General features: G+C 44.2%; 15 protein-coding genes. 12 read left to right on the plus strand and 3 right to left on the minus strand.

Annotation, left to right across the window (positions count from 1 at the left end):
- Positions 1-8: 8 nt before the first annotated feature.
- The 3 genes from malG to malE all read right to left on the minus strand — a co-directional run bounded on the left by malG (position 9) and on the right by malE (position 3,744).
- On the minus strand, positions 9-899 hold the full coding sequence (gene malG / locus VCHENC03_RS20650) for a maltose ABC transporter permease MalG (RefSeq protein WP_005441164.1): 891 nt from the start codon (positions 897-899) through the stop codon (positions 9-11).
- Between the two features lie 12 nt (positions 900-911).
- A complete protein-coding gene (malF, locus tag VCHENC03_RS20645) occupies positions 912-2,486 on the minus strand; it encodes a maltose ABC transporter permease MalF (protein WP_009704860.1) in 1,575 nt (524 codons plus the stop codon).
- A 79-nt stretch (positions 2,487-2,565) separates the two neighbouring features.
- On the minus strand, positions 2,566-3,744 hold the full coding sequence (gene malE / locus VCHENC03_RS20640) for a maltose/maltodextrin ABC transporter substrate-binding protein MalE (RefSeq protein WP_009704861.1): 1,179 nt from the start codon (positions 3,742-3,744) through the stop codon (positions 2,566-2,568).
- Between the two features lie 669 nt (positions 3,745-4,413).
- Here malE and malK point away from each other — a divergent pair.
- The 12 genes from malK (at position 4,414) to VCHENC03_RS20580 (ending at position 17,980) form a co-directional block, all read left to right on the plus strand.
- A complete protein-coding gene (gene malK, locus VCHENC03_RS20635; RefSeq protein WP_005441167.1) occupies positions 4,414-5,532 on the plus strand; it encodes a maltose/maltodextrin ABC transporter ATP-binding protein MalK in 1,119 nt (372 codons plus the stop codon).
- A gap of 407 nt (positions 5,533-5,939) precedes the next feature.
- Positions 5,940-7,340 (plus strand): undecaprenyl-phosphate glucose phosphotransferase, encoded by a 1,401-nt coding sequence (locus VCHENC03_RS20630; RefSeq protein ID WP_009704862.1) that lies wholly within the window; start codon positions 5,940-5,942, stop codon positions 7,338-7,340.
- Positions 7,330-8,556, plus strand: a complete 1,227-nt coding sequence (locus VCHENC03_RS20625; RefSeq protein ID WP_009704863.1) for an outer membrane beta-barrel protein — start codon at positions 7,330-7,332, stop codon at positions 8,554-8,556. The genes VCHENC03_RS20630 and VCHENC03_RS20625 overlap by 11 nt, the downstream gene beginning before the upstream one ends.
- A 12-nt stretch (positions 8,557-8,568) precedes the next feature.
- Positions 8,569-9,102: a polysaccharide biosynthesis/export family protein gene (locus VCHENC03_RS20620; protein ID WP_005441171.1), complete on the plus strand. Its 534-nt coding sequence runs from the start codon at positions 8,569-8,571 to the stop codon at positions 9,100-9,102.
- Entirely contained in the window at positions 9,102-11,297 is a 2,196-nt protein-coding gene (locus VCHENC03_RS20615; RefSeq protein WP_032802127.1) for a GumC family protein, read from the plus strand. Before VCHENC03_RS20620 ends, VCHENC03_RS20615 begins: the two co-directional genes overlap by 1 nt.
- Positions 11,275-12,090, plus strand: a complete 816-nt coding sequence (locus tag VCHENC03_RS20610) for a putative capsular polysaccharide synthesis family protein (RefSeq protein ID WP_009704865.1) — start codon at positions 11,275-11,277, stop codon at positions 12,088-12,090. The genes VCHENC03_RS20615 and VCHENC03_RS20610 overlap by 23 nt, the downstream gene beginning before the upstream one ends.
- On the plus strand, positions 12,087-13,139 hold the full coding sequence (locus VCHENC03_RS20605; protein WP_009704866.1) for a glycosyltransferase: 1,053 nt from the start codon (positions 12,087-12,089) through the stop codon (positions 13,137-13,139). Before VCHENC03_RS20610 ends, VCHENC03_RS20605 begins: the two co-directional genes overlap by 4 nt.
- Positions 13,105-14,367: an O-antigen ligase family protein gene (locus VCHENC03_RS20600; protein ID WP_009704867.1), complete on the plus strand. Its 1,263-nt coding sequence runs from the start codon at positions 13,105-13,107 to the stop codon at positions 14,365-14,367. Before VCHENC03_RS20605 ends, VCHENC03_RS20600 begins: the two co-directional genes overlap by 35 nt.
- A 43-nt stretch (positions 14,368-14,410) precedes the next feature.
- Complete coding sequence (locus VCHENC03_RS20595; RefSeq protein ID WP_009704868.1) at positions 14,411-15,244, plus strand: putative capsular polysaccharide synthesis family protein; 834 nt, start codon at positions 14,411-14,413, stop codon at positions 15,242-15,244.
- Positions 15,241-16,272 (plus strand): glycosyltransferase, encoded by a 1,032-nt coding sequence (locus VCHENC03_RS20590; RefSeq protein WP_032802129.1) that lies wholly within the window; start codon positions 15,241-15,243, stop codon positions 16,270-16,272. The genes VCHENC03_RS20595 and VCHENC03_RS20590 overlap by 4 nt, the downstream gene beginning before the upstream one ends.
- Before the next feature lie 8 nt (positions 16,273-16,280).
- Positions 16,281-17,588 (plus strand): oligosaccharide flippase family protein, encoded by a 1,308-nt coding sequence (locus VCHENC03_RS20585; RefSeq protein ID WP_009704870.1) that lies wholly within the window; start codon positions 16,281-16,283, stop codon positions 17,586-17,588.
- Between the two features lie 2 nt (positions 17,589-17,590).
- The gene (locus VCHENC03_RS20580) at positions 17,591-17,980 is read left to right on the plus strand and encodes a VanZ family protein (protein WP_009704871.1); all 390 of its coding nucleotides are present in this window, start codon (positions 17,591-17,593) and stop codon (positions 17,978-17,980) included.
- Positions 17,981-18,077 lie beyond the last annotated feature (97 nt).

Here is an 18,077-nt window from a genome sequence, read left to right on the forward strand (position 1 = left end):
AACCAAGATTAACCTTTCACACCACCAGCCGTTAGACCACCAACAAGCCAGCGTTGCGCCAGTAAGAATACTGCTGTGATTGGTACAGCTGAAAGCACTGCTGCTGCCGCAAAGTCGCCCCACAAGTAGTTCTGAGGGTACAAGTACTGCTGCATACCAACCGCAAGAGTGTACGAGTTTACATCAGATAGCAGTAGTGATGCTACCGGAACTTCGCCTATCACCATGATAAATGACAAGATAAACACTACCGCTAAAATTGGCACTGACAGTGGAAGTAGTACCAGACGGAATGCTTGCCAAGGCGTTGCACCATCAAGCGCTGCTGCTTCTTCTAATGAAGAGTCGATACTTTCAAAGTAGCCTTTGATTGTCCATACGTGAAGCGCAATACCGCCTAAGTAAGCGAAGATCAAACCACCGTGGGTGTTCAAACCTAGGAACGGAATGTACTGACCTAGCTTGTCAAACAATGCGTATAGGGCAACCAATGCCAATACTGCAGGGAACATTTGGAAGATCATCATCGCTTTCAGGATAGTGTTCTTGCCTTTGAACTTCATACGAGCAAACGCATAAGCTGATGTTGTCGATAGCGCCACAATCAAGATAGCTGAGATTCCGCCAACTTTTACTGAGTTCCATAACCAAGTCATGACTGGGAATGGAGGTGGTGTAATTGAACCATCTGCGTTTGTTACTGATATACCAAGCGCCAGTTTCCAGTGGTCTAGCGTTGGGTTGTCTGGGATAAGGCTACCCGTTGCAAAGTTACCTTCACGGAATGAGATCGCAATGATCATCAACAGTGGGAAGATAATCAGTGCTAGGAACGCCCACATTGCGATATGTGTAGCCCAAACGCGGTATTTTAATGACTTGCCTTGTACCATTGCCATTGTTCTGTCTCCTTAATCCTGAGCTACTTTAGTAACACGTAGGTTCAATAGTGCTAGTGCGCCAACCAATAGGAAGATAAGCGTTGCAACTGCACTTGCTAGACCGAAGTCTTGACCACCAGCACCTTCAAATGCGATGCGGTACGTGTAGCTTACAAGTAAGTCCGTGTAACCTGCTGGCTCTGATGTGCCAATCATGTTTGGACCACCACCCGTCAATAGCTGGATAAGTACAAAGTTGTTGAAGTTAAACGCGAAGCTAGCAATCAACAGTGGCGTTAATGGTTTCAGCATCATCGGCAATGTAATGCGAGTGAAGTTAGTGATGAAGTTTGCGCCATCAATAGCCGATGCTTCGTACAGATCTTCAGGAATAGCTTTCAGTAACCCCATACAAAGAATCATCATGTAAGGGAAACCCAACCAAGTGTTAACCACTAGGATCATGGTTTTCGCCATGAATGGGTCTGAGAACCACGCAGGGCTAATACCAAACAGCCCCTCCAACAACATGTTGATCTCACCAAAGCTCTGGTTGAAGAGACCTTTAAAGATCAAGATAGAGATAAACGCTGGTACCGCATACGGAAGAATAAGCAGTAATCGGTAAACAGAGCGGCCTTTCAAGGCTTCCCACTGAACGACACTTGCAAGTACCAAACCGATAACCAGTGTACAAACAACGGTCAACGCAGAGAAAACAATCGTCCAGATAAAGATGCTGATGAACGGTTCTTTAATGCCATCATCCTTCCAAACACGTTCAAAGTTGTGCGTACCGATGTTTACCACGAAACCTGGAGAAACCGTGTTACCAACAAACTGACCATTTTCGTCTACTGGTTGGTAGTAGCCCACATCCATATTAGGACGTAGTGTCTCTTGAGTACGATTGTTGTATAGCGTCTCACCATCGTCTTGCAGCGTGTAAAGAGGAACAACTGCCGCAAACTTACGAAGACCGCTCATACGGATGTCATCGCCGTTCGGCATGTGTAAATCAACGCCACTCAGAGCACTTCGGTTTTTAACGATCGTTTTAATCGGTTCTTTATCGCCTGTCGCTTCTGTGATTGGTGTTAAGTCTAAATCCGTTGCAGAGAAACCTTGCAATTCAAAGGTTGGTGTTGCTAAAAGCGCTTCACCTTTCTTCACTACAATTTGGTGACCCTGCTCAGTTTTGTACAGAGTGAACGGGTAGCTGTCGCCACTTTGGTACGTTCTGTCCATCAAAACGGTCTGCGCACGGTCAAAAGAGAGTTGGTTTTTTGCGCTGTAGTTAGTGAATGCAAGACCTATGGTATAAGCCAAAGGGAAAAGGATGAATAAGATCATCCCCGCAATACCTGGGTAGATATAGCGATGAGCGTAGGTCTTTTTACTACCAAAAATAAATAGCGCTAAAGCGGTAAGAATGAGCGTAAGGAGTGCAAACGCAATCTCACCACGAGAATACATAAGGATTGTTGCGTAGCCATTGATAATGCCGACTGTGCCCAATAGTGCCCACTTGATAAACACTTTTTTGCTGCTCGGAAGGCTGGCGTCTGGTGCTGTCATAGCATTTGTACCTTGAACTGACTGCATAGGGAACCTGCTAGCGAATATAGGATAAAAATAGAAAAGTAAGGAGGAGTTGCCCCCTCCTTAAAAGGGTATTACTGAATTATTTAGTCATTTGTTTTTCTGCATCTGCTAGTGCAGCATCTACAGTTTGACGACCGTCAACAACGTTGATGATAGCGTTCTTAGCAGCACCCCAGAATGCGTTCATTTGTGGGATGTTTGGCATGATTTCACCGTTCATCGCATTGTCCATTGTTGCAGCAATACGAGTATCTGAATCTAGCTCTTTTTGGAATGAGTTTAGAGCAACCGCGCCAAGTGGCTTATCATTGTTAACCATACGTAGACCGTCGTTAGTTAGTAGGTAGTTCTCGATGAACTCTACTGCTAGGTCTTTGTTAGGTGATGCAGTGCTGATACCAGCAGTTAGAACACCAACGAATGGCTTAGAAGATTGGCCTTGGAACTTAGGTAGCGTTGTTACGCCGTAGTTAACACCAGACTTCTCGATGTTGCCCCATGACCATGGGCCATTGATAGTCATCGCCGTAGTGCCTTGGTTGAACGCAGACTCAGATACTGAGTAGTCCATATCTGCAGAGATAACCCCTTTGTCTACAAGGCCTTTCACGAAGTTCATTGCGTCTTTCACGCCTTCGTTCGCGATACCAGCATCTTTAACATCGTAACCAGCTGAAGTGTACTTGAATGCGTAACCACCATCAGCAGCCATTAGTGGCCATGTGAAGTACGGTTCTTTTAGGTTCCACATAATTGCAGACTTACCGTCTTTCTTAAGTTTTGCGTCTAGCGCAGCAACTTCTTCCCAAGTCTTAGGTGGGTTTGGAACTAGATCTTTGTTGTAGATAAGAGATAGAGACTCAACCGCTACAGGGTAGCCGATCAATTTGCCGTCGTAACGTACTGCATCCCAAGCGAAATCAACGATACCTTCTTGAACCTCTTTAGAAGGTTTGACTTCAGCAAGTAGACCAGCTTCTGCATAACCACCGAAACGGTCGTGTGCCCAGAATACGATATCAGGACCATCACCTGTCGCTGCAGTTTGAGGGAACTTATCTTGTAGGCCGTCTGGGTGAGCCACTGTTACTTTGATACCAGTGTCTTCTTCAAACTTCTTACCAACCTCTGCAAGACCGTTGTAGCCTTTATCACCGTTGATCCAGATAGTAAGTTGTCCTTCTTCGATGGCAGCGTTTGCACCGAAAGAGCCCAGAGCAACAAGAGTACCTAGTGCTGCAGCGCTTAATTTTTTCATGTTCGTATCCTTTTTATATTTTTGATGTAGGGCTAGTCCATTGAGGTTCAGCCGTATTTCGACATATATCATCTGAAATAATCCCATATGTCTCATCCTCCTAATCCCTACGCCCTTGCAATTATGACGTATTTTCGTGATCTGAATCGCCAAGGGTTAGAGACTCAAATCACAAAATGAATACTTCCTGTGATCGAATTCAACTTTAGGTCGCGCAATAATGTGACTTCCGCCCAACTCCACCTCTACTACTACTTTTTGCCTCCTCCCTGCCTACTCCCCCTACAATTATTTCGATTAGGAGGATGTAGCAGTGAACACAATCTTAGAAACTGCAGTCATCCAAGAGTGGATGGTAAGAACCCTTTCCCAGCAGTACCTACCCTATAGGTAAAAAAGATTTGCTGGTTTTTCATTGCCATACGAGTGGAATGTCATTATTGGTGTTGTTTGTGGTAATTATTTCACGGGGGAGACAACACGAATAATGTGGGGGAGAGAAACTCGTATTTGGCTATGGTGGGTAGTGCTCCAGTTCAGGACATTTGGAGTACTACCCTGTTTTTCTTACCAATCACAATAACTTACCGATTCCTACTGTTACTGCTCGCTAGATAATTCATATAATGATGAGCGGTGAATAATAAAAATTGATCGAGGACGAGCTACATGGCGAGTGTCACGTTAAAAAATGTTTGTAAAGCGTATGGCGACGTACTGATTTCTAAGAACGTAGATCTGGAAATCCACGAAGGTGAATTCGTGGTTTTCGTAGGGCCATCAGGTTGTGGTAAATCTACCCTGCTACGTTGTATTGCCGGTCTTGAAGACATTACTTCAGGTGATTTGTATATTGGTGACCAGCGCATGAACGACGTAGAACCATCCAAACGTGGTGTTGGTATGGTATTCCAGTCTTACGCTCTTTACCCACACCTAAACCTATATGACAACATGTCATTTGGTCTGAAACTAGCAAAAGCAGACAAAGCAGAAATGGACAAGCGCGTAGAACACGCTGCTGAAATCCTACAGCTTGGTCACCTACTGGACCGTCAACCAAAAGCACTTTCTGGCGGTCAGCGTCAACGTGTTGCTATCGGTCGTACGCTAGTGTCTCAGCCAGACGTATTCCTTCTTGATGAACCACTATCAAACTTGGATGCAGCACTGCGTGTAAACATGCGTGCTCAAATCACGAAACTTCAGCGCCAACTTGGTTGTACCATGATCTACGTAACGCACGATCAGGTTGAAGCAATGACCATGGCAGACAAAATCGTTGTTCTAGACGGCGGTTACGTTTCGCAAGTTGGTAAGCCTCTTGAGCTTTACCACTACCCACAAAACCGTTTCGTAGCTGGTTTCATCGGTTCTCCAAAAATGAACTTCATGAGTGTATTCATTGAAGAAGTCGAAGCAGAGCGCGTAAAAGTACAGCTTTCTAACGGTGTGTCGTTCTGGATTCCAGTCGATGGCACAACAGTTAACCGTGGTGACCGTATGTCACTAGGTATTCGCCCTGAGCACTTAGTTCAAGCGGTTGAAGCTGACGCGACGATTCACGGTGAAGTGATGATCGTTGAAAAACTAGGTAACGAAACTCAGGTTTACCTAAACCTGGAAGGCGCAGACGCTGACGTTATCTACCGTCAACCAGACACACTACCAGTTGAAACTGGTGACAAACTTGAAATTGGTATCCCTGCGTATCGTTGTCATCTATTCCACAGCGATGGCCGTGCATGCCGCCGACTACACAAAGAAAACGGCGTAGATTTCGAGTAAGAACTCTTTCACCTTTGCTTGCTACTAATCCCTCTCATCTGAGAGGGATTTTTTATTTCCGAAACTAAAGCATTAATTTCAATGGAAATAAATAACCCCTTCGATAAGACATCTATTAAGCCTTATTTTTTATGGTAAAACTCTCCGTATAATACTTTTCCTCATTCCTACTGGCTAAGTACTAACTTTGTCTTAAACCTCTAAACTCGACCCAACCTCAAAATTTCATTCTTATTTCCACTTACCCAAATAGCACAACTTTTTAAACTTATCTTCAAAATATAAGAGCATAAGTCTGTACGTCGGAAGCTAGGCATCTGAATACTTTCAGTCTATTCAAACACTAAGTTAAAACCATCAATTTTGGCCGCTAAAGAACGGTAGCGTACCGTTTAGGAAATTAGGATATGAAACATAAAGGACTTATTCGTTCTCATGAGGTGGAATTTGCATTTCTCTATCGCCTCACCGACCTTGCAGTCATCGTCTCATTCATGCTTTTTTTAATTCTGAATGACGCCAATACGTCGATTGAAAAGGATTACGTTATTCTGTCTTTCGTCAGCAGTGTGACTTTCTTCATCATTGCTGAAAGTGGCAAGCTATACCGCTCTTGGCGAACCAGCTCATTCAAAGACCAAGTCTTCATCGTTTGTGTCTCATGGCTTGTGACCTGTACATTCTTGTTTATGGTATTGTACTTTTCTCACGTTCATACCTTGTTTGAGCGCTATATTCTTGCGACTTGGCTATTAATCACTCCTGTTCTTCTGCTTTCTTGGCGTACACTCTTTCGCGCCGCTTTGGCTTACATGAGAAAGATGGGCTATAACACGCGCACTGCAATCATTATTGGCCAGACGCCACATGGGCTAACCCTTGCTAATGAGCTAGAGAGCCATACAGAGCATGGGGTACTATTCGATGGTTTCTATGACGAGCGCTCCAAGGACCGTTTACCTCAGTCGGAATACCCAATCAAAGGCAATGTTGGGCTAGCACTTGAAAGAGCAAAGCGTGGTGAAGTCGATTATGTTTACATTGCGATGCCAATGCACGCTAATGAGCGTATTGCGTCGTTCCTGAACCAGTTTTCGGATACCACTGCTAATACCTATCTCATCCCTGATTTCTTCACTTACAACTTACTGCATTCGCGCTGGGATCAAATCGGCCAAGTTCAAACCTTGAGTGTATTTGATACGCCATTTGCAGGTATCTCATCATGGGTAAAAAGATTAGAAGACATCATCTTATCTAGCATCATCTTGCTACTTATCTCTCCGATTTTGCTCGCCATTTCTATCGGCATAAAAGCGACCTCTAAAGGTCCGGTTATCTTCAAACAATTCCGCTACGGTTTAGATGGAAGAAAAATCGAGGTCTGGAAATTTCGCTCAATGACCACCATGGAACAAGGCAGCGACGTTAAACAAGCCACCAAGAATGACCCACGTATCACGCCTTTTGGAGGGTTTCTTCGCCGAACTTCTCTTGATGAGCTACCGCAATTTATCAACGTTCTTCAAGGCACAATGTCCATCGTAGGCCCACGTCCTCATGCGGTTTCGCACAACGAAGAGTACCGCCAGATAGTCGACCGATACATGCTTCGCCACAAAGTAAAACCGGGTATCACTGGCTGGGCGCAAATCAATGGCTATCGTGGTGAAACAGACACGCTCGACAAGATGGAAAAACGCGTCGAGTTCGACTTGGACTACATCCATCACTGGTCAGTTTGGATGGACATCAAGATCATCTTCCTTACGATTTTCAAAGGGTTTACCGGTTCCAATGCGTACTAAGTTCATCAACATGACAAAAGCGGCAAGTTTTGTGTCGATTGCTTTGGCTTCGCTTTCTGCGAACGCTGACCCAATGGCGTATAAAACGGATTCTGGGATTGAGTTCATCCCGACCTTAGGCGTGTTCTATGAAGGTGATGACAACATCAACAAGGCCGATCGTGGAGAAAACATCGAATCGGTCAACATTTGGGGAGTAGAGCCTGCCCTGCTGGCTAAAATTGAACGTAATCAATATCGAGCAAACATCCTGTACAAGCTGAGTGCTGGTTTCTCTTCCGATGACCAGAATGATTACGATGACCACACCTTTCAATTTACCAACTTTTTCGAGTTCAACCACCGCAATCGTCTAGTGGTTGACTATCAGTTTCGTGCGCAGCATGAAGAAAAAGGGGAAGACTTTACCGAAGGGCAAGGCAGTTTATTAAACGAGCCGGTTGAGTTTCATCGTAACGACTTGAGAACAAACTATGTGTTTGGCTCTGAAGGCTCAAAAGGTAGGCTGGAATTGGGTGTTGGCTATCGAGATAAAACTTACCAAAACTACCGTGATGGCTTGCCGGGAAAACCTGACGCCAAGACAAAATACAACGACTTTCGCGCCCCAAACGCGCACTTAGAGTTTTATCTTCGAGCAACACCAAGAACATATTGGTTGATTGGTACTCAACAAATGAGCACAGATTACCTTTCAGACAATCCTTCAGTGCCATCAAAAGACAGTTACTCCGGTTTCTACTACACCGGCGCACAGTGGGAAGTCACAGGGAAAACCAAAGGTATCGCCCGTTTAGGTTATCAAATTAAAGACTTTGACAGCCATCAACGCGAGACCTTTAACGGCTTCAGTTGGGACATCGGATTAGAGTGGCTACCTCAAGAGCACTCGTTGATTACGCTCAAAACCACTCAAGCCGCAGTGAGTCCAGATCAAGATGGTGATTACGACTTACAAACTCGCTATCTGTTAAACCTCAAGCACGATTGGAATAGTTATCTCACGACACGCTTAGGTGCGCTTTATCAAGAGGATGACTACACCGGTATCACTCGTAAAGAAGACCGCTATGCCCTCTCTGCAGGGCTCGACTACCAAATCAAACGATGGGTTTTACTTCAAGCAGATTGGCGCTACCAAGATAAGAGCTCCAACTGGCAAGGCTACAGCTTTGACCAAAACGTTTGGTCTCTTAGTGCTCGATTCTCTTTGTAACAAGGAATGTGAATGAACTTACTAGCAACGTTATTTGGCTTGGTACTTGTGCTTCTGAGCACACCTTCTTTTGCCAGTGCCAATGAGCAAGATTACTTACTCGACACTGGTGACACCATTTCGGTTCAGGTCTACGGCGAGGAAGATCTTTCCATAAAGAACATCCTGATCACTTCTGACGGCTATTTTGATTACCCATACCTTGGACGCATCAAGGCCATCAACAAAACCCCTAAACAGCTTAAATACGAAATAGAAACGGGATTAAAAGGCGACTACCTGATTAACCCAAAGGTGATGGTAACCATCAATAGTTTTCGACTTTTCTACGTTAATGGCGAAGTGAGAAAACCTGGTGGATTTGAATATCAACCCGGTTTAACCATAGAGAAAGCTATCGCCCTTGCCGGTGGCCTAACCGATAGAGCCTCTCGCAAAAGCATTAACCTAACCCAACACAACACGGGTAAAACCGTGGAAAGCGTCAGCATGCAGCGCTCTGTAGAACCTGGCGACATTGTATTTATCGATCAGAGCTTCTTCTAATGACAGGCAATTCAATGAACGGAACTCATTCTACTCACCCTTCTTCGAATCACGTCGAGTTGATTCGTTTTGGGCATCACTTTAGAACACTCAAAAAAAACTGGCTGAGCATTCTCGCTTTCACCATCATTTTTTCTTTGACCTGTACTTGGTATATCTATTCTAAGAAGTCGGTATACCAAGCCACGGCAACCCTTCTTATCCAAGAAGAACAAAAAAGCGCCCTTTCGATAGAGGAAGTTTACGGTGTAGATACGACCAAAAAAGAGTACTTCCAAACTCAAATTGCGATCCTGAAATCAAACCATATCGCAGACAAAGTGATCACACAGTTGAACTTGACCAAGCACCCGGAGTTTACCAGTGCCAGCGGCTTGAAGCAGAAGATAGATGAAGTAAAAGCCATCCCATTTGTACAGGACTTACTTCATGTTGCACCGAATCCAAAGGAAACCTCGCAACACAGTAAGCCTTATTATCAAGCACTCCAAACCTTCAAGAGAAAACTTGAGATTGAGCCTGTACGCAATACGCAGTTGGTGAGAATTCGTTTCCGCTCGACTGACCCTCAATTAGCGACAACCATCGCAAACGCCGTTGGTCAGGCTTATATCGACGCTAATTTCGAAGCAAAACTCGTTGTGACACAAAATGCGGCGACTTGGTTAACCAATAACTCACAGAAGCTTGAAGAACGATTGAGAGCTTCTGAACAAGCTTTACAAGACTTCTTGATGCAGGAAGGACTCATCGATATTAATGGCATTGATGATATTTACGCCAATGAACTCGAGGAGCTCAACCGTAAATTGAATGCCGCAGTCAATAAACGTATCGAAGCCCAAACGCTGATCGAATTGCTAAAACGTAAGTCATCTCAAGACTTAGATAGCCTATTGTCGATCGACGAATTTGCCAACCAAGCACAGATCCGTGATTTAAAGCTTTCAGAAGCTCAAGCGGCAAAAAACGTCTCTGAACTCTCTCAACGATACGGTCCAAAACACGATCGTATGATTCAAGCGAAAGCACAGTTAGCTTCGATTCAAGCAAGAACACAACGACTGATTCGTGAAATTTCCTTTAGTAAACAACAAGACTTACTCGCTGCTAAGTCACAAGAAGATCTATTACGAGCAGAACTAGACAGTAAGAAGTCTGACTTCCAAATGTTAGGCTCACAAAAAGCGCGTTACGAGCAACTCAAGCGCGAAGTGGAATCAAACAAAGACTTGTACGAAGCATTCTTAAACCGCGAAAAAGAGACGAACGCAACCAGCGATTACAAAAACGTTACGGCGCGATTTACCGATCCTGCAATCGTGCCACTCTTCCCTATTGCACCTCAACGCATGAAGTTAGTCCTGATTGCTACGCTCTTTGGCTTCACTATCGCGTGTGCGCTTGTGATTATCCTGGAAACATTGCGAGAAGTGATTCGCACCTCATCGGATGTACAAGACAAACTTGGCGTCACTTGCCTTGGCACTATTCCAAAGGTGAAAAAGCGCAGCTTAAAACAAGGCGGAGTGACCTATTCGGCATACTTAGATCAGGATGAAAAGCTATTTAGTGAAGCTTGTCGCTCGGTTCGAACCTCACTCTTGCTGAGATTGACCAACACGAAACAAAAAGTATTGCCCTTTACTTCTGCTATACCGGAAGAAGGCAAAACATCCACCAGCATCAATATGGCCGTCTCCTTCTCGACGATGGAGAAGGTGCTACTTATTGATTGCGACTTACGCAGACCATCATTGGCTAAGCGATTCAATCTTCCTGAATCAAACCCGGGACTGACCAATATCCTCACCATGGATACGCCTTTGAGTGAGTGTATTGTTCGTAGTGACGAAGCGAACTTGGATGTGTTGCCAGCAGGCATTATTCCACCAAACCCGCAAGAGTTATTAGCTTCCGAACGGTTCGAAAAACTTCTTGAATACCTCAAGAGTAAATACGACCGCATCATCATCGACACCCCGCCACTGCTCTCAGTGAGCGATGCGTTAATCCTTGGCCAAAAAGCCAACGGGCTGATTACGGTCATTCGATCTGAATCCACCAAAGCATCACTGGTTAACGTGGCGTTATCCAAACAAATTCAACATTCAATACCATCACTTGGCGTTCTGATCACTCAAGCAAAATCTAAGGAAGGAGAAGCGCTTTATGTCCAAAAATACGCCTACTAATCAAAGTATGCAGTGGTATCAGCTTCTCAAAAGCCAAGCAGAACCTGTACTCATTTATCAAATGGGCAAAGTGGGCTCTAGCGCACTGGAAAAGTCGATCCCAAATTCGCTTCACCTGCACGATTTGATGTCGATTGAAGCTGGCAAACAGATTTCACCCGTTCGAGCTCAACTGCATAAACCCATCACTAACCATGTGAAACGCATTTTGAAACGAACCATCATGGTCAATTTGCTTAAGCGTAAACAACAAGTACGTATTATCTCCCTAGTGAGAGAACCAGTGGGCCGAAACATCTCTATGTTCTTTCAATCACTGCCGTTTTGGATGGCGGATAAGTACCTGAAAGACGACAGTGCAGTGCGTTCCGAACGCCCTCAATTGCTTCATGAAGCGTTTGAAGAACACGTAAACCACCAATATCCGCTCCAGTGGTTTGATAATGAAATCAAAGCGCTGACAGGCATCGATGTTTTCGCTCAGCCTTTCGATCAAGAGCTTGGTTATCAAACCTATCAAAATCGTAACTTCTCACTCATGGTGATTCGTATCGATAAGCTCGATCAATCACAACAAGCCATTAGTGAATTCCTGCAACAAGACGTCACAGTCGTTCACGAAAACCAAGCCGACAACAAATGGTATTCGCCATTGATTAAAGAGTTTAAAAGCTCATACCAGCCAAAATCCGAGTTTGTTGAAGAAATGCTTTCGTCAACGCTGACTAGGCATTTCTTTACCGCGCCTGAAATTGAAAAGTTCAAACAAAAGTATCTAGCGGCCAAGTCATGAAAACTAAAATACTTCACATTATCAATGATCTATCTAAGAACGGCGGCGCTCAAAAGTTTCTCGTTGATTTGGTTATGGGGCACACATCTGAGTATGAGATCAAAGTTCTCGTACTCTGTGATGACAACGATTATTTAGAGCAACTCTCTTCCAAGAACATTGAATGCTTTAACTGGCAGACCCTCTCCCTCAAAGAGAAATGGACGCTATTGCGCTGGCCAGATCTCGTGCATGGGCATTTATACCCATCAATCTACCTCGCATTACTCGCTGTTGGTAAAAAGCGAATTCAGACCGAGCATTGCTCATATAATCGCCGTCGTGACTACCCATTGTTTAAGTTTATGGAGTTCCTGCTTTATCGCGGCCATAACCTTACAGTGAGCATCAGTGAAAAAGTACAAGAAGAGCTGGTTAAGTTCATGCCGCATTTTGAACATAAATACCGTGTCGTGCATAACGGTGTGGATTTAGCTCGCTTTCCTCTTACGGTAAAATCAGGCAGTCAACTTATGGGCAAATCGACGATCAACATCGGAATGGTGGGTCGTCTGCATGAACACAAAGATCATGAAACGCTGATTCGCGCCACTGCCCAACTCCCCTCACACTACCATCTCCACTTAGCGGGGGATGGCGTTAAGCGAAGTGAACTCGAATCTCTAAGCCAAGAGCTCAATATTACTCAGCGCGTTCACTTCCATGGTGTTGTCTCGGACATTCCCGCCTTCTTGTCTGATATGGACGTATATGTCCAGTCTTCACATGTGGAAGGCTTCGGTTTAGCCGCGGTTGAAGCCATGGCAGCCGGTCTACCAGTTCTCTCTTCTGATGTGCCTGGGCTAGATGAAGTCATGGGTAGCGATACTTACCTCTTTAAAGTCGGCCAACCAGACCAACTAGCCGAGAAACTCACGCAGCTATGTAACACCGCAGAGCTTTACCAACAAGCAAGCGAATATTCCGTGAATCGCGCCAAGCTCTACACTATCGACAAGTTCCGAGATGGATACTATGGTATTTACCAACAACTTTGCGCCAGCAAGTAACCGTGTCGCTCTACTGGCGGCGATAACTCTGTCTCTTTTCTTTGTTCCAGTAAAAGTTAGAGCCGGTGGAGTTGCATTAGCACCGTCTGATATTGCGAGTTTGCTGTCATTAGGATTAGCAGCGCTTGTGGTGATTGAAGGTAAGGCGCATAAGCTGTTTCACCCTTGTATCGGCTTCTTACTGCTGTTTACCAGCTACGTATTTATCAATGGCCTTCTCAACCGTGTACCTCTACTACCGTTGATTACCGAGACGGTACAGTGGATAGCGATCCTCAGTTTATTAGGTGTGTTGTTCGCCTATAGAGTATTTGATGATGAACGGGTGATGGTATACCTCACTTATTGTCTTGTGCTGATTTGCTCTCTGGTGGCAGCATGGCACTTCGCGCAAGGTTACCACAGCGGTTTTAAGCTACTTGGCGTAAGTAAGTATGCTTTCGGCGTACTCTGTTCCCTACTCTATTTGTATCGCGACCGAATTAGAGCATTCCCTTTCTTAATGCTGTTTGCTTTTACTCTACTTCTACTCTCACAAGAGAGAAAAGCACTGCTCGGTTTCTGTTTATTAGTCTTTGTTGATCAATTGCTTATTAAACGGCTGATACGCCAGACTATTAGCGAGACTTATACATGGACAGTATTAATCGCGAGCACCTTAATTGTATTGGCAACCGTCTCTACCACGCTTTATTTTGGCTTTGATCAATTCGCAGACAAGCTTGAAATAACCCAAGAAGACATCCTGTTTGCGAATCAAAGTGAAGCTCGTTGGGTCTCCAATTTACACCGTAAATTGCTGCTAGCAAATGGCTTAGACATCTTACTTCAACACCCTATTTTAGGCGTTGGGGCAAAGATGCTACCTAACTATATGATCAACTACTTCAATTACGATGAGCTCGCGATTTACACCCACAACTTCATTCTCGACACTTCAATCGAATATGGCTTGCTTGGTATCGCTTTGCTGTTTGGTGGTTATTTCTTATTTATGAAGTTTTGCTTCAAAACATTGAAAGACAACAGAAAAAGCCTATTACTTTCCATCTATGCACTGATTATGGTGTTTTTCGTTGCCGTTAACACCACCATCATTTTAATACTTTTACTACCCGTCATGATGAGCAAAAAACGGCATCATAGTCTTCAGACAGAACAGCAAAAACAAACTGATCATCACCATCAATCTGAATTACCGATTCCGCCAATAACAAACAATCAATAAACGCCGCGGAACAACGAATTTATAGTTATCAAGGATAGGATAAATGAAATATTCAATCTCTCGACAATTTGAAAAAAACCGAGAACTTCAAGCCGACAATTTCGTATTGGTTTATCAAATGGGCAAAGTCGGCTCTTCGTCTATTGAGCACACGTTAGGTGAAAGAAAAATACCGAGTTACCACATCCATACCTTTGATGATCATGAAGAATTTCACATGTATCACAACAAAAAGGATGTAAGTAAGTTCTTTGATTTTAAAAATCGCGCCATGTATCGCTTAGTCTTAAACAAACGTAAACGCATCTTACAAAAACGCGAACACATTAAAATCGTTACACTCGTTCGTGATCCTATCGCGACCGTTTTCTCTCGATTTTTCCAAGACTTACATCTTCAGTTTATTGAAGGTAAGAAAAATGACGCGATTCATCGCGATATGGATGTAACCTACAAACACTTGGAGCATTGCTTCGATAACTACATCAACCTGAATTACTTCGCTAACTGGTTTGATAACGAACTTAAGCGCAACTTCAACATTGATGTGTTACGCCAAGAACTGGATAACACACAACCTTTCTATACGTTTAACAACGATCAAGCGAGCGTTATCCTGATCAAATGTGAGCAACTGAGCTCACTCGATCAAGAGATTGGTGAGTTTCTTCAACTTGATGACTTCATTCTTAAAAACAGTAATGAAGCAAAGAACAAGTGGTATTCCAACATCCACCAGTACTTCAAAGAACACTACGACTTTTCCAAGCTTTTTTACATGTATGACCTCCCTCTTTATCGCCACGTCTACTCAGAACAAGAGCGTGAAGCTTTCAAAAATAAGTGGAAGCAAACACCAGGGACGAAGTCAGCATGAGAAAAGTATTACACATTACCGAAGCCTTTGGTGGCGGGGTTCAAACTGCACTATATAGTTATGTCCATTCATCACGTTCTGAACCTTTCGAGCACTCATTGCTCGCCCGTGCACGCTCAAATGACATGACGAACGAGTCCAGTAATCATGTCTTCCAACATACGAAATGGGTCGAAGGTGGCTTATTACAATTTATGAAAGATGCGAACGCCTTTATCAGTGAATTAAAGCCAGATATCGTTCATTTGCATTCTAGTAAAGCTGGCTTTTTAGGACGCTTTTTAAAGACCGGACATGCCCGTTTAATCTACACACCACATTGTTATGCGTTTGAGCGTGAAGATATCTCCGGTTTTGCTCGCTACGTATATAAGACGTTAGAAAAAGTCCAAATGAACAAGATTGACGTTGTCGCAGGTTGCAGTCAGCGTGAGTGCGATTTGGCTGTCAGCATTGGTGCAAAACGAGCAGAGTTGCTCAATAACTACGTCACTTATGAGAGTAACGAACGACCAAAAAGCGAAACGCTATCCAGCTTAAAACTTGTAGTGCTTGGCCGAGTCGCCCCACAAAAAGATCCGCAATTCCTGCTCGACACGTTAAGTCATATCAAGCAATCCGACCTAACACGCGAGTTCGATATCACTTGGATTGGCGGAGGTGATACTGAACTCGAAGATCAGTTGCGTAGTCATGAGATAACAGTAACAGGGATGATTCCACGTAATGAAGTCGTGAGCTTACTGAAAAACTCAGATTTGTATTTGCATACCGCCGCTTGGGAAGGAATGCCACTCACCATCCTTGAGGCAGCAAAAATGCATTTACCTATGGTGATTCGCTCTATCGGCGCAACGAAAGACCTGAATTATCCGTTCTTAGCACAAAGTCCTCATGACATGGCGAAGCAGTTGACTCATTGCATCAACCATTACCATGAAATTGACTTTCATCCATACACGATTGGGCTCAACGAAGCGTTCAGTGAAGAGAAGCAACGTTTGGCGTTAAACAGCATCTATAACTAAGGTTTTCTATGCTTCAATCCATTAGTCAAAAGCTCCAAAACTTACCGAGTGAAAAGAAGCAGTTCTTCTCACTCGGTGCCGCGACCGGGATAGTAAAAGCCCTCGCCGCTTTCTTCGCTTTCTTACTCACCCTAGTAGTATCAAGATACTCTGACGCCAACACCGCGGGTCAGTTCTTTTATCTGTTTAACCTTGTTTCCTTAGTCGCCATTATTGCTCAATTGGGCTTCAATATTTCTTTGGTTAAGTTCAATGCCATTGCGTTTAAAAGCCAAAACAGGAGTGAGCAAAGTAACAATTATCGGATTGCTTTAATACGCAGCCTTTTGTTCAGCTTTGTTGCATGTGCTCTTATTTACTTGGCGTTTATCACGTTCCCACGCCAACTCAACACCACTAACGTATCTGATTTCTCCCTTATCTTCGCGCTTGCGGCTATTCCTCTTCTCGTGATCGGTCAAACCAACAGTCGAGTACTCCAAGCAAGCAAGAGAATGATTTCATCTCTTATCGCACTGCAATTGGGCGTCAGCTTTCTTATGGTGCTATTGATTGTTGCTGCAAGGCCATCATTGTTGATCACTACAGATACGTTGATGACCTTACTTTTAGTTGCAGCAGCGATTGTTGCGTTACAGTCGACGCTTCAATGGGTTCGTTCTGGCGAATACCAGCATGGAAAAACGAGTGCAAACAGCGAACTCTCCTATTCAGCCAAACAAGTCTGGATTGGAAGTATCTTCACCAATTTGGTCCAGTGGGGAAGCTTAGTCATTGCAGGGTTCTTCATCTCAACTTCTGAGCTTGGCTTACTTGCCGCAGCACAGAGAACATCATTGCTCATTGGCTTTGTCCTCATCACCATCAACTTCGTTGTCGCGCCTATGTTTGCCTCACTCTACAAAGAGGGCAAGATGGATCGATTACGTAATCTGAGCCGCCTTGCGTGTCGTGCGAATATCGCAGCCGCAACCATTCCGGTGGTTGTTTGTGTCTTGTTCCCTGAGTTTGTTATGCAGTTATTTGGTAAAGAGTTTGTTGCTGCTGCCCCACTCCTTATCGCACTATCTTTAGGGCAATTAATCAACGTGGCAACAGGCTCGGTTGGTTTCCTATTACTCATGAGCGGGCACGAAAAAACGATGAAATACATCACTATAGTGTCTGGTGTTGTTTCTATCTTGCTGCTAATTGCTCTATCTCAATTCTATGGCGTTCTGGGGGCAGCTTGGGCCATCGCGATTGGCTTAGCGATTCAAAATCTAGCCGCGCTGTATTTTGTGAAACGTTACTTAGGCTTCTTTCCTGTGGGGTAAACATGACAAATACGATTGCGAGAGTGAGCTTTGTTGGCGTACTGCTACTGACCGTGTCTTTATCACTTTGGAAGAGCTCAGACATCGACCATAACATGTATCAAAGCATGGAGAACTACGTCGGTGGTTCGAGCACGTTACACTTCACCTTTAGCCTATTGATTGGGTTTCTTGCGGTGTTTAATTTCCCTAAATGGGTGAAGGCAACAAAAGCAGATATGTTTGGCATTCGCCTGCTGATTATTCTGCTGTGTATTGTTTCTCTTGAAGAGTTTAGTCAGCTGTTTATCGAAACTCGCTCATTCAGTTTTGATGATTTAAGCACCAACTGGATAGGTATCATTTTGGGCTATTTCTGTGCCAAACTTATAAAACTCTTTGCTAGTCAGTGATTTTTCCGGCGTACACACCACTCTGAATCGACAAACTACACGCCTGTCCTCCACAGGCGTTATACTCTCTCTATCCTTTCTCCATTCTGTACAGCGC

This window comes from Vibrio sp. HENC-03 (genome assembly GCF_000305755.2).
GTDB lineage: Bacteria > Pseudomonadota > Gammaproteobacteria > Enterobacterales > Vibrionaceae > Vibrio > Vibrio owensii.

Bases quoted from the DNA above. Each gene is read 5' to 3' on its own strand.
- malG (WP_005441164.1), bottom strand. From the start codon at position 899: ATGGCAATGGTACAAGGCAAGTCATTAAAATACCGCGTTTGGGCTACA.
- malF (WP_009704860.1), bottom strand. From the start codon at position 2,486: ATGCAGTCAGTTCAAGGTACAAATGCTATGACAGCACCAGACGCCAGC.
- malE (WP_009704861.1), bottom strand. From the start codon at position 3,744: ATGAAAAAATTAAGCGCTGCAGCACTAGGTACTCTTGTTGCTCTGGGC.
- malK (WP_005441167.1), top strand. From the start codon at position 4,414: ATGGCGAGTGTCACGTTAAAAAATGTTTGTAAAGCGTATGGCGACGTA.
- VCHENC03_RS20630 (WP_009704862.1), top strand. From the start codon at position 5,940: ATGAAACATAAAGGACTTATTCGTTCTCATGAGGTGGAATTTGCATTT.
- VCHENC03_RS20625 (WP_009704863.1), top strand. From the start codon at position 7,330: ATGCGTACTAAGTTCATCAACATGACAAAAGCGGCAAGTTTTGTGTCG.
- VCHENC03_RS20620 (WP_005441171.1), top strand. From the start codon at position 8,569: ATGAACTTACTAGCAACGTTATTTGGCTTGGTACTTGTGCTTCTGAGC.
- VCHENC03_RS20615 (WP_032802127.1), top strand. From the start codon at position 9,102: ATGACAGGCAATTCAATGAACGGAACTCATTCTACTCACCCTTCTTCG.
- VCHENC03_RS20610 (WP_009704865.1), top strand. From the start codon at position 11,275: ATGTCCAAAAATACGCCTACTAATCAAAGTATGCAGTGGTATCAGCTT.
- VCHENC03_RS20605 (WP_009704866.1), top strand. From the start codon at position 12,087: ATGAAAACTAAAATACTTCACATTATCAATGATCTATCTAAGAACGGC.
- VCHENC03_RS20600 (WP_009704867.1), top strand. From the start codon at position 13,105: ATGGTATTTACCAACAACTTTGCGCCAGCAAGTAACCGTGTCGCTCTA.
- VCHENC03_RS20595 (WP_009704868.1), top strand. From the start codon at position 14,411: ATGAAATATTCAATCTCTCGACAATTTGAAAAAAACCGAGAACTTCAA.
- VCHENC03_RS20590 (WP_032802129.1), top strand. From the start codon at position 15,241: ATGAGAAAAGTATTACACATTACCGAAGCCTTTGGTGGCGGGGTTCAA.
- VCHENC03_RS20585 (WP_009704870.1), top strand. From the start codon at position 16,281: ATGCTTCAATCCATTAGTCAAAAGCTCCAAAACTTACCGAGTGAAAAG.
- VCHENC03_RS20580 (WP_009704871.1), top strand. From the start codon at position 17,591: ATGACAAATACGATTGCGAGAGTGAGCTTTGTTGGCGTACTGCTACTG.